The organism is Bradyrhizobium sp. AZCC 1577 (genome assembly GCF_036924575.1).
Taxonomy (GTDB): Bacteria; Pseudomonadota; Alphaproteobacteria; order Rhizobiales; family Xanthobacteraceae; genus Bradyrhizobium.
Genome location: NZ_JAZHRQ010000001.1, coordinates 5388060 through 5403002, shown reverse-complemented (window position 1 = coordinate 5403002; position 14943 = coordinate 5388060). Strand labels below are relative to the sequence as shown.

General features: G+C 58.0%; 12 protein-coding genes and 2 pseudogenes. 7 read left to right on the top strand and 7 right to left on the bottom strand.

Going from position 1 to position 14943, the window contains the following annotated elements; translation table 11 throughout:
* Window positions 1-37 precede the first annotated feature (37 nt).
* The 4 genes from V1278_RS25840 (at window position 38) to V1278_RS25825 (ending at window position 7841) form a co-directional block, all read left to right on the top strand.
* Window positions 38-3418, top strand: a complete 3381-nt coding sequence (locus V1278_RS25840; protein ID WP_334382634.1) for an adenylate/guanylate cyclase domain-containing protein — start codon at window positions 38-40, stop codon at window positions 3416-3418.
* A 404-nt stretch (window positions 3419-3822) separates the two neighbouring features.
* Entirely contained in the window at window positions 3823-4206 is a 384-nt protein-coding gene (locus V1278_RS25835) for a hypothetical protein (RefSeq protein ID WP_334382633.1), read from the top strand.
* A gap of 61 nt (window positions 4207-4267) precedes the next feature.
* Entirely contained in the window at window positions 4268-5083 is an 816-nt protein-coding gene (locus V1278_RS25830; RefSeq protein ID WP_334382632.1) for a DUF2971 domain-containing protein, read from the top strand.
* Between the two features lie 979 nt (window positions 5084-6062).
* Window positions 6063-7841, top strand: a complete 1779-nt coding sequence (locus V1278_RS25825; protein ID WP_334382631.1) for an adenylate/guanylate cyclase domain-containing protein — start codon at window positions 6063-6065, stop codon at window positions 7839-7841.
* A 4-nt stretch (window positions 7842-7845) separates the two neighbouring features.
* Here V1278_RS25825 and V1278_RS25820 read toward each other — a convergent pair whose 3' ends face one another.
* Entirely contained in the window at window positions 7846-8457 is a 612-nt protein-coding gene (locus V1278_RS25820; RefSeq protein WP_334382630.1) for a 2-hydroxychromene-2-carboxylate isomerase, read from the bottom strand.
* Window positions 8458-8851: 394 nt separating this feature from the next.
* Window positions 8852-9742, bottom strand: a complete 891-nt coding sequence (locus V1278_RS25815) for a LysR family transcriptional regulator (RefSeq protein WP_334382629.1) — start codon at window positions 9740-9742, stop codon at window positions 8852-8854.
* Window positions 9743-9847: 105 nt separating this feature from the next.
* On the opposite strand from V1278_RS25815, the gene V1278_RS25810 reads away from it, so the two are divergent.
* Together V1278_RS25810 and V1278_RS25805 are read left to right on the top strand one after the other, a co-directional pair.
* Window positions 9848-10717, top strand: a complete 870-nt coding sequence (locus tag V1278_RS25810) for an SDR family oxidoreductase (RefSeq protein ID WP_334382628.1) — start codon at window positions 9848-9850, stop codon at window positions 10715-10717.
* A 42-nt stretch (window positions 10718-10759) separates the two neighbouring features.
* On the top strand, window positions 10760-11230 hold the full coding sequence (locus V1278_RS25805; protein ID WP_334382627.1) for an AtaL-like protein: 471 nt from the start codon (window positions 10760-10762) through the stop codon (window positions 11228-11230).
* An 882-nt stretch (window positions 11231-12112) separates the two neighbouring features.
* Here V1278_RS25805 and V1278_RS25800 read toward each other — a convergent pair.
* Window positions 12113-12268: a DUF2061 domain-containing protein gene (locus tag V1278_RS25800; protein ID WP_334382626.1), complete on the bottom strand. Its 156-nt coding sequence runs from the start codon at window positions 12266-12268 to the stop codon at window positions 12113-12115.
* A gap of 98 nt (window positions 12269-12366) precedes the next feature.
* Here V1278_RS25800 and V1278_RS25795 point away from each other — a divergent pair.
* A pseudogene (locus tag V1278_RS25795) lies at window positions 12367-12532 on the top strand (Hsp33 family molecular chaperone HslO); the annotation flags it as partial.
* Window positions 12533-12579: 47 nt separating this feature from the next.
* Here V1278_RS25795 and V1278_RS25790 read toward each other — a convergent pair.
* The 4 genes and pseudogenes from V1278_RS25790 to V1278_RS25775 all read right to left on the bottom strand — a co-directional run bounded on the left by V1278_RS25790 (window position 12580) and on the right by V1278_RS25775 (window position 14865).
* Window positions 12580-12807, bottom strand: coding sequence for a hypothetical protein (locus tag V1278_RS25790; RefSeq protein WP_334382625.1), 228 nt, complete (start codon window positions 12805-12807; stop codon window positions 12580-12582).
* A 144-nt stretch (window positions 12808-12951) separates the two neighbouring features.
* The gene (locus tag V1278_RS25785) at window positions 12952-13323 is read right to left on the bottom strand and encodes a signal transduction histidine kinase (RefSeq protein WP_334382624.1); all 372 of its coding nucleotides are present in this window, start codon (window positions 13321-13323) and stop codon (window positions 12952-12954) included.
* 43 nt (window positions 13324-13366) lie between these two features.
* The gene (locus V1278_RS25780; protein WP_334382622.1) at window positions 13367-13999 is read right to left on the bottom strand and encodes a hypothetical protein; all 633 of its coding nucleotides are present in this window, start codon (window positions 13997-13999) and stop codon (window positions 13367-13369) included.
* 101 nt (window positions 14000-14100) lie between these two features.
* A pseudogene (locus V1278_RS25775) lies at window positions 14101-14865 on the bottom strand (sensor histidine kinase).
* Between the last annotated feature and the right edge of the window lie 78 nt (window positions 14866-14943).

Sequence of the window (14943 nt, the reverse complement as noted above, 5' to 3'; positions counted from 1 at the left end):
TCTTAATGAACTACGGCAGTAGGCAAGGGCCTCTGCAATGACGAGGACAACAACCACCGACTTAGCCGAGTGGCTGGGTAGACACGGTCTAGGCCAGTACGCCAAAACCTTCGCAGAAAACAACATCGACTACTCCGTCCTTCCGGATTTGACGGAAAATGATCTCGAAAAACTCGGAGTATCTTCTCTAGGTCACCGCAAGAAGCTGCTTAGGGCCATTGAAGCATTGACGGCCGCGCGCCAGCGCACCGGCACAACAAACGCGGTCTCAAGCGCCACTGTGGTGCCACCGTCTCTTGTGCAACATCGCGAAGCTGAATTCCGTCAGATCACAGTGATGTTCTGTGACCTGGTGGGATCTACGCAGCTATCGGAGAAGTTAGATCCTGAGGATCTCCAAAAACTCATTGACGCGTATCGGGTAGGGTGCAGCGCGGCGATTGGGCGCTATGGAGGCGAGGTCGCCCGCTATTTCGGCGATGGCGTGATGGCATTTTTCGGCTGGCCCCGTGCACACGAGGATGACGCCGTTCGTGCTGTTCACGCCGGCCTGGAGATTGTCTCCGGAGTTACGAAGATTTCAGGGCCAGTTACCCTGAATTGTAGAGTGGGTGTTTGCTCAGGCCCGGTTATTGTCGGTGAAATTGGAGAGAGCGGTACGTGGTCAATGGACGCGGTGGGAGAGACGCCGAATATCGCCGCACGTCTACAGACCCTTGCCCCTACCAACACGGTACTCATCTCGGAATCGACGAGGCGTCTCGTATGGGCAGCTTTTGATTTTCAGGACGTCGGGCTCCAGGAACTCAAAGGTGTAACTGAGCCTCTTCACGTGTATCGCGTGCTCTCGGCAAAAAATACCGCTAACCGCTTCGAGGCTGCGCACACGGGCTCTCTTACCCCGCTCATTGGACGCTCAAGCGAACTAAGCTTGCTGCTCGATAGGTGGCAGAAAGTCAAAGAAGGTGATGGCCAAGTCATATTGCTCTCGGGTATTCCCGGAGTCGGAAAATCAAGGCTCCTCCACGAATTGAAATCGCATATTCAGCAGGAACCACACGTCTTGCTGCACCATCAGGGCTCGCCCTATCACAGTCAGAGCGCATTCTTTCCGGTGATCGGGCAGATCGAACAAACGGCCCAACTAACAGCTCGCGAGGCCGAGGCAGATAAGATTGCCAAGCTTACAACTTACCTTCCGCGCTCAACTGATAATTCCAAAGAGCCGGTCCTGCTCATTGCCAAACTGTTATCAATCCCTTTGGAAAATCACCTCGAATTATCTGGTCTTACTCCGCAGCAAATAAAAAACAGGACGATAAGCACGCTTGTCGACATGATCTTGGCGTTTTCTGTCCAACGCCCCACGCTCTGCATCTTCGAGGATGCGCACTGGCTAGATCCATCGACGCTTGAGCTGCTTGAATCGATTATCAGCCGGATCGACCACGCCCGCGTGCTACTTATTGTGTCGTGCCGGCCCGAGTTCCGCCCCACATGGATGACGCATGCGAACACCACCATGCACTCGCTCACTCGATTATCGCTCACCGAAGTGAAGGCGATGATCCGAGATATCTTGAGGGGAGGGACCATGCCCCAACCGGTGCTCGACCGGATTATCGAAAAGGCCGATGGCGTCCCGCTATTCATAGAGGAACTGACAAGCAGCATGTTGAGTGCGCCTTTACGAACCCGAGGCACTTTCGAGCCCGCAGCACAGCCAGCATCACTCAGGGTTCCTGACACGCTGAGTGACGCATTGATGGAGCGGCTCGACCGCGTCGCGCCGAGTCGCAGACTTGCACAGATTGCGGCTGTGATTGGGCGCGAGTTCTCCTATGATCTCTTGTCGGCTGCATCGCGAATTGGCGATAACGATATGCTGTCGGCCCTCTCGTTGCTCGAACAGGCTGATATCGTCTATCGAGTCGGAATTTCGCCTTTCCTTCGTTTCGCCTTCAAACATGCGTTGTTGCGTGACGCAATCTACGACTCTTTGCTTAGGAGTAAGAGGCAGCAGATACACGCGGACATCGCGGCAATCTTAGAGCATGACTTTTCGGAGTTCGCCGAAAATCAACCCCAAGTCCTGGCCTATCACTATCAAGAAGCAGGCAATCACCAATTGGCCATTCGTCGCTGGTTCGAGTCTGGACAGGGCGCGCTCGCGCATTCCGCCAACGTCGAAGCGATTGCCAGCTTTCGAAAGGCCCTTCAGCTTCTGGACGCTTTGCCGGAAACGCCTGAACAGATCAAACAAGAGATCGACATTCAATTGGCGTTGGGAATACCGCTTATCGCCGTTCAAGGGTATGCCTCCGCGGAAACCCGCGAAGCGTTTTCGCGGGCTCGTACCTTATGCCTGCAACTCGGCGACATCCCTGAGTATTTCCAAGCCCTGTTTGGGTTGTGGGGGCACTCCTGGATGGGTGGAAAGAATGATGATGCGCTCCGTTTAGCTGATGAGTTCCTGTCACGGTCACAAGCGTTGTCCCAACCCGTGCCGCTAATGGTGGCTCATAGAGTGATGGGCAGTACGTTATTGACGATTGGGGACTTTCAATCGTCAGCGAACCATTTCGCGGAGTCAATCAAGCTCTCAATTGGCAAAGGAAAACAGCCCCTATCCAATCTTTACATGGTGGAACCCCAAGCGGCTTCACTTCTGCTCCTATCTTGGGACTTGTGGTTTCTGGGCTATCCGGATCAATCCCTTTCGCGCGTTTCGGAAGCGCTTGCCTTGGGTCAAGACCTTGGCCACCCATACACGGTGGCGTTCGCTCATTACATGACTTCTGTTGTGCACCTCCTGCGCGGGGAGGCGGCTCGCGCCTTCGAAAGCGCCGAAAAAAGCTTCGAAATGTCGCAAGAACAGCGGTTTTCGCTGTACGAGATTTTGTCCAGAATTTCACGAGGCCGAGCAGCCGGCGAACTAGGCCGACTTGGAGAGGCCCGGGAGGAAATGGCACTGGGACTCGCCGAAGCGCGACGTAATGGCGTCGGCTTCATGCTTCCAATGATGGATAGCTGGCTGGCGGACCTGTACGCCAAAGCTGGCGAAAATGAACGTGCGCTATCGATTGTCGAGGGGATCCTGGCCAATATTGGTGACGTGACAGGCAGGTCATGGGAAGCAGAATTGCATCGGCAAAGAGCGCAAATTCTTCTGGCACTCGACCCATCAAAGCTAAGCGAAGCTGAGTCTTATCTTGAGAAGTCAATTGAAGTGGCGCGCAGTCAAAGCGCCAAGTCCCTCGAATTGCGCGCCGCGACAAACCTTGCAGAACTCTGGCGGACGCAAGGAAGACCTCATGAGGCGCGCGCGCTGCTAGAACCAATCTGCCGTTGGTTCGACGAAGGAGCCGAAACGGCTGACCTCAGACGGGCGCGCGACGCTCAAAGCACCCTGCACTGATTCTTCACCTCCTAAACAGTTGATTAGGTAGTTCCAATGCGTGCGCATTTATCTCGCGGTAGGATTAACTGGACATGAAATCGAAACGTCACACCCAACTGTAATGCCGAGCTTCGCAGATACCGATCGGACCAAAGCCATCAACGGTGCTGGGCAGTTGATCGGTGGTAGCTCCCGGTGGTAGCATTCGCGCAGCAGCCAAGCTGATTTGTCGTTGTTGTATTGGGGTTTCTGCGGTCGCCCATCGTCTCCCCTAGGGAGCGCCATCGTCCGCCAACCCATTGAAATCTCGAAAACTCCGATATATCAGGCGCTTGAAGACTGCCGGTTGCTACACGAACGTGCTACGGCAGGGCGCTACATGGCAATTCGGATGACGCTCGATTGAGTGCGAGCTGGCTGAAGTGTTATGCGAGGCTTGGGACTGGTTCTCCGATGAAGTCTCGGACTACGGCAATCTTCTCGATTTCAGGATGGCGTGGGCGGACCCCGAGCAGTGTCCTCACGGTTTGTGGTGCAAGGCTGCAAACGATTTGATCGCGCATGAATTTCCGCGTCATGCGCTGCTCACCATGAAGGCGTTTCCGCTCGAATATGAGGGGCGGGCCCCCCGAGATGCTAAATCTCACGCCGGCTTGCTGTCGCGACAGCGGGCGATGGTAAAATACTATAAACGACATTTTGGTGTTGATACGTTCCCTGGTCCATCTGGATCAGATGGTTGGCTGTACAAGATCAACATGGCGTTGGCTGATGTTGTACTTCCACCGCGCGACCGGTGCGAATGACCCGGAGCAGAAGTCGCGAACTAAGGGCCGAAACTCTTCCGCTTAGAGCATCGAGGAAACGATGATTTTGTACCACTACACGTCCGCCGCAGGTCTACATGGCATCATGGCCAGCAGATCGCTATGGACCTCGCACTACCGCTTCCTCAACGATACGTCCGAGTTTCAGCACGGCTGGAACATCGTGCTCGACGCAATCGACCGTCGTGGCGCCGAGATCAGGGAAATCTCATCGCTTGCCTGGGAGACGATCGCACTCTTTCGTCAACACAGTGACGAAGTTCATGGGTTCGTCGGGTCATTGACGTCTGCAGGCGATCTGCTCTCGCAATGGCGAGGCTACAATCGTGGACAAGGCTTCTCAATCGGGTTCAACGCAGACTGTCTTTTGCAGAACGCCGCGGCGCAAGGATTTGATATCACGCCCGTCCTCTATGACCCAGAGAGGCAACGAGCGGCCGCTGACGGGGCGGTAACCCTGCTCATCGAACGCTTGTTGGAAGGGACGCATGAGCCGGAAGGCGCCCGCGCACAAGTCAGGACATGGTGGTCGCATGCACTGAAGACAGCTCTCGTTCTCAAGAACGAGCACTTCCGAGAGGAGCGCGAGTCCCGCCTGGTTTGGGTTGGTGTTTCCTGGCCCCCTGGAGTGAAGACGCGGGTCTCACCAGCCGGCTTTGTTCCTTATCGGGCTTGTCAGTTTGACAAGGTCGTCATCAACAATGCGGCCACGCACCCCAATAACTGGGGTATCGAGGAAATCATCATCGGCCCCGCTTTGGGGCAGCAGCAGACCTGCGCGGTGGACGCTCTATTGGCCTCGCATCGCATGCGCCTCACGATCAAGCGGTCGGCGATACCCTATGTCGCGGGCTGAACACTTGTGCTTCTTGCAAGCTACGCGAATTTTGCAAGAGCCACTTTGAGTTTGCCAGGCGTCCAGTCTTTGGCGTTCATGCGAACGAGAGTTGCTTCAGGCTCGGCCTTTATGGCTTCCGTTTCTGCCCTTCGTGACATATTGCACCGGCAGGCATGCTCGGCCGCTAACGGCGTATAGCGGACATAGACAGGCCGCCGTCAATCGCAGAGGGCAATGCTCGTGACCCGAGGCGGAGAGCGCCAGGAAAAGCTGGCAAAGAATAGGAGGTGAAGTCCCCCACGGGGTAAGGACTAGCCATCCGCCCCGACCCCGAGTGATGCGCGGCGTCCCGCGAGGGCCGACGTGAAGCGTTCACAGGGGAGACCACGGGCCGAGTATTGAGCTGCGAAACGGGTCTAATTCCGAGGTGCCGATCTCATTCCGTTGAAGAGAAGGCAACATCGTCCCATGGCGAATGGCTTGCATGGGAAGAACCTCGCGCAGTCGGAGACCTTGTGCACGTGGAGAAGTTCTTTGCGCGGAACCTGGGAGGTCTCATCCATGCCCGGACTCTTGTGCCGGGCCGGCTCGGGAAGGCGACAAGCCGCACGCCGAGCATGTACGTGGATGAGAAGTCGGATGAGGCCATAGTACTTGCGAAGCGACTGAACAAGGGGGGCAACTCCCGACGGAAGTCGTGGAGGGAAGGGCCTCACCCAAGGGGAACAGCCGTTAGGCGGCCGCGGTTCGGACACTGAGCCGAAATACCGCGTCGATCCGAATAATGGCTGCGCGTCGGACGACGAGCGACACTAAATCGCTCATCATACGACGTCTGACCCGAGGGAGGAGCCCGGTGCGTTAGCAGCGCACGCCGGGATCTGTGCGGGGGGCGAGGAGAAATCCTCGTCCCTACCGCGACCATTGGAATCGGCCGGACAACGGGCTACCAAGCTGCTATACTGGCAGTTCAATCTCCCGAAGTGGGAGGTGCGTCGTGAGCAGTGAGCGCGTGGAGCGGCGCCTAGCGGCTGTGTTAGCGGCGGATGTCGCCGGCTATAGCTGTTTGATGGGCCGCGAAGAGGAAGGCACGCTGGCGCAGCTCAAGTCGTTCCGGAGAGGACTCATCGATCCCGCTATCGCTGAGCATCGTGGCCGCATTGTCAAGACTACCGGCGACGGCATGTTGGTGGAGTTCGCCAGCGCCGTAGACGCAGCTCGTTGCGCCGTTGAAGTCCAGCGCAGCATGGCCGAGCAGAATGCTGCAGTGCCGCAGGACCAAAGGATTGAGTTTCGCGTCGGGATTCACGTCGGCGATATCATCATCGACGAGAACGATATTTTTGGAGATGCCGTCAACATCGCTGCCCGTCTGGAGGGGATCGCGGAACCCGGAGGCGTCTGCATTTCTGATGACGCCCAACGCCAGCTCCGCGGCAAGGTCGACATTGGCTTTGACGATCTGGGTTTGCAGACGCTGAAGAATATTGCTGAGCCGATGCGCGCGTGGCGAATGCAAATAGGCAACGTGTCGGCTTCGCCGCTTTCAAAAGATGTTTCCGCTAAGCCGAGCCAACCACTCGCACTCCCTGACAAACCCTCGATCGCCGCGCTTCCCTTCCGAAATATGAGCGGTGAATTGGAGCAGGACTATTTCACCGACGGCATCACCGAAGACATCATCACGGCGTTGTCGAAGTGGCGCTGGTTCTTTGTAATTGCTCGCAATTCAAGCTTTTCCTACAAGGGCCGCCATGTTGACGTAAGAGAAATTGGTCGGGAATTGGGCGTACATTACGTCCTTGACGGAAGCGTTCGAAGGGCTGGCGGTCGGGTTCGCGTGACGGCGCAGCTTGTAGACACCGCCACCGGTACGAGCATATGGGCAGACCGGTATGACCGCGATCTGACGGATGGGTTTGCGATCCAGGATGAGGTGGCGCAAGATGTTGCCACTGCGATAGAACCGGCGGTCTCAAAAATCGAGATCGAACGTGCCCGACGCAAGACGCCGGAACAGATGGCCGCCAGAGACCATTATTTTCGTGGGATGTGGCATTTCCATCAGTTTAGTAGAGAGGATTCACACAAGGCCATTGCCTGTTTCAATCGTGCAATTGAGCTAGACAATACGCTGGCCGACGCCTACGTCGGTATTGCGCGGACGTTATTTAGCACTCATGCTTACCGACTCAGCTCAGGTTGCGATGTCAATGCTCAAATTGCTTCCGCCGCAAAGAGCGCGCTTGCACTCGACCCCAGCAACGCTTCCGCCTGCTATATATTGGCACTCAATCTGGCGCACAACGACGATTGCGAAACCGCGATCAAATTCGCTAGGCGAGCAATTGAACTAAACGATAATTTTGCTCTCGGCTATTTTGCCCTGGCGGTGGCAAGCAATTTCCTTGGTCAGCCACAGGAAGCCCTGGCCGCGATCGATCGGGCGCTGCGACTTAGTCCCAATGATCCGCAAATTTTCGCTTGGCGCGCCCAACGGGCTTCGGCCTTGTATCTGCTCAAGCGTTACGTTGAAGCCGCTGAGACGGCGCGGCAGAGCCTTGGGCAACGCTGGTTTCACACCGCGTGCCGCGTGCTGGCGGCGAGTTACGCGCAGCTCGACATGATCGAGCCGGCAAGAACGACAATGCGCGAGCTCTTGGCAAGCGAGCACTCCGAGAAATCGATTGCGGAAGTGATCCGTCCATTCAAACGTGCAGACGATCGGAACAATTACATTGAAGGGTTACGCAAAGCTGGAATGCCGCAACAATAATCAGTTAGCCATGTTGGATGCGGCCAGAACGACACCAGCTAATTGCGTCGTTCAGTCGGTCGTCGCCCCAGAATAGTTCCCGACCTACGACGAACGTCGGTGATCCGAAGATGCCTAGATCTCGAGCCACGCTTGTCTCGTCGGCAAGAGCGGCCTTAGTGGTCTCTGAGTTAGCCAACGTAAGCACACGCACCGGATCTTGCCCGATGTCCCGCAAACTTTCCGATACATTGGGCTCGTCGCCAGTTTCCTGTCCCAGCGTGAACCAGCGGCGGTAAGCTGCGCGAACAAATTCCGGTCCCCAACCTTCGCGCATGCCCAGGATCGCGATGAGATTTGCGACTACTGAATGCTTGGGGGGGTAGGGCGCAGGAAGATTCGTTGGGAAGCCGTACATGGCGGCGCGGCGCTCAATGTCACGCCACATATAAGTCAGTTTAGCTGGCTTATCGGCAAACGGCACGTGCTTCATATCCTGCAAAATGACGAGTAGATGGAAGGGGCGCCAACGAAAGGAAATCCCCGTGGATCGTTCGACGTCGGGGAGCCTCAACACGCTCAAATATGAATACGTGCTGCCCATAGTAAACCAGAAATCAATCCGCGATGGAGACATCTAGATTTCCAGTCGTCAGGTTTAGCACCGTTATTGTCGATCATCCCAAAGCGTGCTTCAAGAGGGCCAACGCATCGTGCAGTCGGAATAGCCCGCGATTTCCGCTTCTGGCCCTTCGCGTCATTTCGTGGCGCCGCAGCAATTCGGTCGCTTCTGGAGTAAAGCGGACATCAAATGGTAGGCAACGTTCGTGGACTCGGTCGAAATTGGCCCTGAGCGGACATGATGGCTAATCCGGCCCCTATCGCCTCGCGACGCTCGCAACCGGGCTCAAACCTGGTCGAGCACTTCTCCAACTCCTGACCTCACATCCAGTCGACGCGCGCTTTGCCCCGCGTTCGCTTCTTATCGGCTCGGTCGCATCTGTTCTCGGGCCGGAGGTTCAGCGCTTGTGCTAATCGATGAAGGCGGCAAGTTCCTCGGGCGTCCCCGAGGGGAAGGCATGCTTGAGAAAATCCAGGAACGCTGACACGCGAGCGCTTAACAGTCGGCGGGACGGGTATAGCGTCCAGATCGCGATCTCGGGTCCGTCGACATCACCCCAGCGGACAAGCTTGCCGGCGGTCAGGTCGTGACTCACCAGCGAAACGGGAAGGCGCGCAACGCCCACGCCTGCGCGGACGGCATCGCGGACCATGACGATGCCCGTGAGGCGAAGTACCGGATCGATCGTGATCCGCGACCTTCCGCGTGGCGCCACCACTTCCCAGGCGGAGGTCAAGTCGCTCGCGCCGCGCACCACGGCCGGAACGGCGAAACCTGCTTTGGGACGGCTTAGGGCAGGGCTCGCCACGACCACAAGCCGGTCGCGCAGGAAGATTCGTCCGACGAGGCCTTCATCCGGATCCGGATTGACCCGTATAACCAGGTCATAGCCTTCCTCGATCATGTCGACGGCGCGGTCTTCCGTCGTGACCTCGAGCCGGACTTCCGGATATTTCAGCGCGAATGCCGCGGCCAACTTGCCCATCGCGGTCTGCGAGAAGAGCAGAGGCGCGCTGATCCGCAAGCTGCCTCGCGGCTTCTCCCCGCCTGACGCGATCGCCACCACCGTCTCGTCGAGCTCGGCGAGCAATGCTGCTGTCCGCTCATAAAGCGCCTGACCTTCCTGGGTGAGTTTCAGTGCGCGCGTTCCTCGCTCGAACAGGCGCAAGTCGAGGCTGCTTTCCAGTTCGGACACCCGGCGGGAGAGGGTCGCTTTCGGACGTCCAGCAGCCCGGGCGGCCCGTCCAAATCCTTCGTGACGCGCGACCAGGTTGAAATCGGCGAGTGCAAGCAGATCCATGTGTTCCACCAATGAGACGGTCTGTCCTAATATAACGTCTATCGGCGCGAGCGTGGATCACTAATTTGCGGGTGTGTCTTCTAACCCCAATCCGGAGTGATCCCCATGACCATCCTCGTTACCGGCGCAACCGGCAATGTCGGCCGCCAAGTCGTCGAACAACTCGTCAAGCGTGGTGCCGATGTCCGCGCCCTCGTCCGCGATCCCGCAAAGGCCAACTTCCCGGCGAGCGTCAATGTCTTGAAGGGCGATCTCCTGGACGTCGACTCGCTTCGGAGCGCGTTCTCAGGGGTCTCGACCCTATTCCTGCTCAATGCCGTGGTGGCGGAAGAATTCACCCAAGCCTTGACTGCGCTCAACCTTGCCCGCGAAGCCGGTATTGAGCGGATTGTCTACCTCTCGGTGATCCACAGCGACCTCTACGTGAACGTGCCGCACTTCGCGGGCAAGTTCGGCGTCGAGCGCATGATCGAGCAGATGGGCTTCAAGGCCACCATCCTGCGCCCCGCGTACTTCATGAACAACGAACTCACGATCAAGGACGTAGTGACCGGATACGGCATCTACCCGATGCCGATCGGCAGCAAGGGACTCGCGATGATCGACGTCCGCGACATCGGTGAGATCGCGGCCATCGAACTCCTCCGCCGTGAGAAGTCCGCCACGCCACTTCCGCTCGAACGGTTCAATCTCGTTGGTCCCGACACGCTGACGGGCGCGAATGCCGCCGCCATCTGGTCGGAGGTGCTGGGCCGTACGATTACTTATCCCGGCGACGACACCGCCGGGTTCGAGAAGAACCTCAGGCAGTTCATGCCGAGCTGGATGGCCTTCGACATGCGGGTGATGAGCGAGCGATTCCTCACCGAGGGAATGGTTCCTGAGGCCGGCGACGTCGAGCGTCTGACGAAGCTGTTGGGCCGCCCCTTGCGGTCCTATCGTGACTTCGTTTCCGAAATCACAGCCTCTGCGTGACGGCAGCGGCGAAATTCAGCCACGACAACAAGGAGCACGACCATGATCTATTCGACCGCCACCGTGGTGAATCCGCAAGGCGCGACACCGCTAACCCGCGCGCAGGTGTGGAACGGCCTGGTTCTCAAAGCCCGCGACGCCCGACAGTTTCTTCCGCCCAACCTCTGCACCCGTTGCGAGGTCGTGGAGGAGAGTGCGAAGCACATCGTGCGTGAAGCCACGATCGCAGGTGACGATCTGCGTGAGATCATCGCGCTCGAGCCGGAGACAAAGGTCACCTTCTTCCAGGCCACCGGTCCGCGCGAAGGTGCCATCATCAACGAGCTTTTCGAGGACGAGGCGGGCGCGTTGCAGTTGAAGTTCTATTGCTACACCGGCTTACGCGGCAAGACGCCTTTCGGCCGAGAAGAACAGGCCGAGCAGGCGCAGTTCGATAGCGACACGGGTTACAAAGCCGCTCTGCTGTCCACGTTGAAGCGGACCCGCGAACTGGTCGCTGAGGGCAAGCTCTGATCACCAGAGACCGAAACTGCGGGACGGCCTCCCGGGAGGCGTCCCGCCTTTCAGCCTGGCGTTGCTGAAGTCGTCGCTTCACGATCTCCCGCTCTCGAGAATGCGATGGCCGCGACATAGCTGGGCTCGCGAGATAGGGCTTCCGCCTTCATTACGTCGAATTCCGGATTGAAGCACTGATCGCTTCGGCGGTAGCTCAAACGGTAGGTTTTGATCCAGGAAGGTCAAAAATGCTTTGTCTTTCAATGGAGGTTGACTGACACTCTCTCGGCCATCGCGCTGTTTTCCAGCGTATCGGATCGCTTCGGCGGCCGGCGGCCAATGGCTGGCGCGCGACACTGACCTTCCAGCATATCCCCCGATGTTTCTCCTAGTCCCGGCGCAAGCCGTAGCTGCGAGCGCAGGTTTGGAGGAGAGATCAAACGACCGAAGCGTGGGCAAAGCTCATCCCGATCGAGGTTGAATGCAGAAAGCGAAGTGTGGCCAATTAGTTAGATCGCCACCTGAACCGGATGTCGGCATCGGTGGTTGCGCCTCCCCGCAACCACTTTCACTATAAGTCACTCACAATCCCGGTCTAACCGCCGGGACGGATTGATTTTCTTTGAAGAATGTAGGCGGCTGGGCGATGGGCCAAGTCCAGCTACGGGCGCCCTGACCAAGTTTATCCAGAGCGCCGGGCGGATGACTGCTTTCGAGAGTACATCCTTCTTCGGGCGCCCCCGACGCTGCTCAACATAGGCGAAAGATTGCTTGGACAGCCCTGCTTACGAACCTGATGAAGAGCATGCGACAGCCTCAGTGCTGAACGGGGCGCGAAAATGATTGACGAACCGTCTGAGGAAGATCGCCAGCAGCTTATCCCATGACTAGCGGATCAGGTTAGCTGGAGCCGTCACCGGCTTGTCCTTGCTGGGCCCAACGAACGAAGGACCAGGCCCTTTCGTGAAGATAGTAGAGGATCATTTTCGTGATCGCCTCCGCGCCGGCGATCGAGCCTGCCACCTTGATGCTACCGGTGAAGACGAAACTCAGCACGAAGGTGTCGACGCTACCGGTGACCCTCCAAACTGACCGCCTTGACGATCGAGCGGGAATGGGAATCTCGCACCCCAAATGAACATCCGTTTCTCTCGCTTCCCTTTCGCGCGCAATGCTCGTGCGATGCGGTGTCGTCGATGCTGAAAAGCTTTGCGGCCAAGGACCGCGCCGAGATGGTCAGGGACGACAAGGTGGTGGGTGGACTGCGAGTTCTGCTCCTCGGTCCACGAATTCACGCCGCAGGGAGTGGGCGTGAAATAGGGGGCTCGACGCCAAGCGTGAAGGTGATCGCCGCACCGGGCCGGAGACTAACTCAACGAGGTGTGGACCTTGTTGGCGGCATCATAGATTTCGATCTGCAGCATCGGATAAGCCGACTTCAATTTCCGCGCCGATGCTTCGGCAGCCTCGACGGTGTCAAACTCTGACTTGAAATGGCCGTCGACAACCGCCACGAAGCCTTCTGTCGGAGGCCGGTCGGCGCGCATTGCCTTTTTCGGCTTGGCTTCGTCAAGCGAGAGAACTCTTTTTTTCATCGTTGGTCCTTTCGAAGTTGTCGCGATAGTTTGGTTTTACCTAGACCGGATCACGCGAAGCGGCTGACTGGTGCTGATGACACAGCGGCGAAAGTGCCGCTCCGATCCTGCCAGACGCCGTAAGGGCCGCTTGGCTGATCCGGCTCAACCCAGCCTGATAAACTCCGGCGGCAAGGGCAGGCGTACAAGGCCGCCCAGGTCCAGTGCCTCGCCGCTTTCCGTGATATCCGAGAACAGCACCTCGACATAAGGGTGCTGGCGGTTGAGTGCGGCGCCACGCTGGTATTTCGCGTTCACGATCCGCTCGATCGCCGCAAGGTTGCGCTTGCCTAACGCGTTGTACTGATCGCGGAACAGACTCTGCCGTCCTCCCCGGTGCTCGATGGATTCGACCCAGATGTCCATCACCTTCCGGCCTATGAACGCTTCGACCCGCTCAGTTCCGTCCCGCGCGAGAAGCCGCAGCCCGTCCATGTTGTGCGGGCCGTCATCGATGGCGAATTTTGTCAGTGACATATTTTTACGTGACATGGGGAATCCTCCTGTTGCCGACGTTGGTTCACCTCGGCAGTCCGTCGGGGACTGCGCCTCCCTCATCGTCCCATCGCGACAGAGCCACTGCGCGCGATTTCGCGTCGCGATGCGCATCCTCCGTCGAAGCCTTTTTGCGGCCGGCATGAGTCTTATTGCGGCCGTCATGATTCTTATGCTTGTGCAGAAAGCGGGCGATCTGCCCGCGAAGCGCAGCCGTCTCCAATAACTCTCCGACCGATGCGGCGGTGTCGAAGATCTCACGTTGCATGGTCTTCGGCAGCGCGCTCCATTGCATGATGATGGCTGCGCCGAGACATCGCAAAACGTGCTCTTCTTCGGCCGCAAGGGCCAGGCCGCGCGCGCCATCGTGTTCCGCTGCGTTCACGGCGCTATCGTAGTTATCGGCCAGTCCCTGCTCGTTGTCGGCGAGCGCCGAGTGGCGATCCCTTAGTTTCTGAAATTTGTCGCTTTCGCTTTGACCGCTCGAACGCTTGATCAGTTCGCCGTATGCGGCTGCCTTTTCGCGGTGCTGTTGAGATCTGAACATGCCGCGTTCCTTTCGTTGGAGATCTCCGCGCGCCGACCAATCCTGATGGAGGACGAGGATGGAGTTACGTATATGGGGATCAACGGGTCGAATAACGAGCTCCAGTGACAAATCACCACGTCATTGATCGCTTGCCAAACCGTTCCTGACGGATCGTAGCAGTCCGAACGAATGCAGGTTGCGATCTGGCTTCGCAATGCCCGAATGCGGGCTTATGCCGTGGCCGACTTCAGCGAAGCGATCGGCACGTCGAATGTATAGACGAAACCGGTTTTTTCATAGGTTAGCTGCACGTCACCCCAGAGTTGCTTGCCGAGCGTCTCGATCAAGCGTGTCCCGAAGCTGCGCTTTTCGGCGGACGAACTGCGGCACCGTTCCTCTCGGTCCATGTGAGGTGCAGGCGCTGCGCCTGTTGATCCAGCGTCCAGTTGATGTCGACGCGCCCTTTCGGGACCGATAGGGCGCCAAACTTCGTCGTGTTCGTGCAAAGCTCGTTGAGCGTCATTGCGATGGCGATGACGGCAGCCGACGTCATTCGGATATCGGGCCCCGAAATCGAGAATTTCGGCTCCTTGGGATTGTCGAAGGCTTCGGTGGCGCTACGGACGATCGTGGCAAGATTCGCGCTGCTCCATCTTGCCTGCAGAAGAGGGTCGTGTGCCCGCCCGAGCGCGAGCAGTCGGCCCTCGATGGCGTGCTGCGCGTGCTCAGCGGCTGGCAGCTCACGCAGGCTCTGCGAGACGATCGTGCCGACGGTCGCGAGCGTGTTCTTGATGCGGTGGTGCAGTTCCTCGAGGATCAGCTTCTGCAGTTTATCCGCCCTCACGCTCCTTGGCGTCGATGCCCGCCGTGGCAAGCAAGTTCCGTGCATTGATCTCGGCCTGCGCGAGCAGCAGCCGCAGGCTGACATTCTCTGCCGCCAGATCGGGCTGGAATGGTGTTGCGCCGGTTGTGGGGCGTGGATCAGCTTTAGGCATGGCCGAGACGATATCATCATGGCTTGGGTACCGCACTGATCTTCGGCTGTTGGGTTCCGCGCAATCAGCGATCTAGGC

What these genes read in the sequence shown, in the direction of transcription:
- V1278_RS25790 (WP_334382625.1), bottom strand. Translation starts at nt 12,807, where the DNA reads ATGAAAAAAAGAGTTCTCTCGCTTGACGAAGCCAAGCCGAAAAAGGCA.
- V1278_RS25830 (WP_334382632.1), top strand. Translation starts at nt 4,268, where the DNA reads ATGATTTTGTACCACTACACGTCCGCCGCAGGTCTACATGGCATCATG.
- V1278_RS25840 (WP_334382634.1), top strand. Translation starts at nt 38, where the DNA reads ATGACGAGGACAACAACCACCGACTTAGCCGAGTGGCTGGGTAGACAC.
- V1278_RS25820 (WP_334382630.1), bottom strand. Translation starts at nt 8,457, where the DNA reads ATGTCTCCATCGCGGATTGATTTCTGGTTTACTATGGGCAGCACGTAT.
- V1278_RS25815 (WP_334382629.1), bottom strand. Translation starts at nt 9,742, where the DNA reads ATGGATCTGCTTGCACTCGCCGATTTCAACCTGGTCGCGCGTCACGAA.
- V1278_RS25805 (WP_334382627.1), top strand. Translation starts at nt 10,760, where the DNA reads ATGATCTATTCGACCGCCACCGTGGTGAATCCGCAAGGCGCGACACCG.
- V1278_RS25785 (WP_334382624.1), bottom strand. Translation starts at nt 13,323, where the DNA reads ATGTCACTGACAAAATTCGCCATCGATGACGGCCCGCACAACATGGAC.
- V1278_RS25810 (WP_334382628.1), top strand. Translation starts at nt 9,848, where the DNA reads ATGACCATCCTCGTTACCGGCGCAACCGGCAATGTCGGCCGCCAAGTC.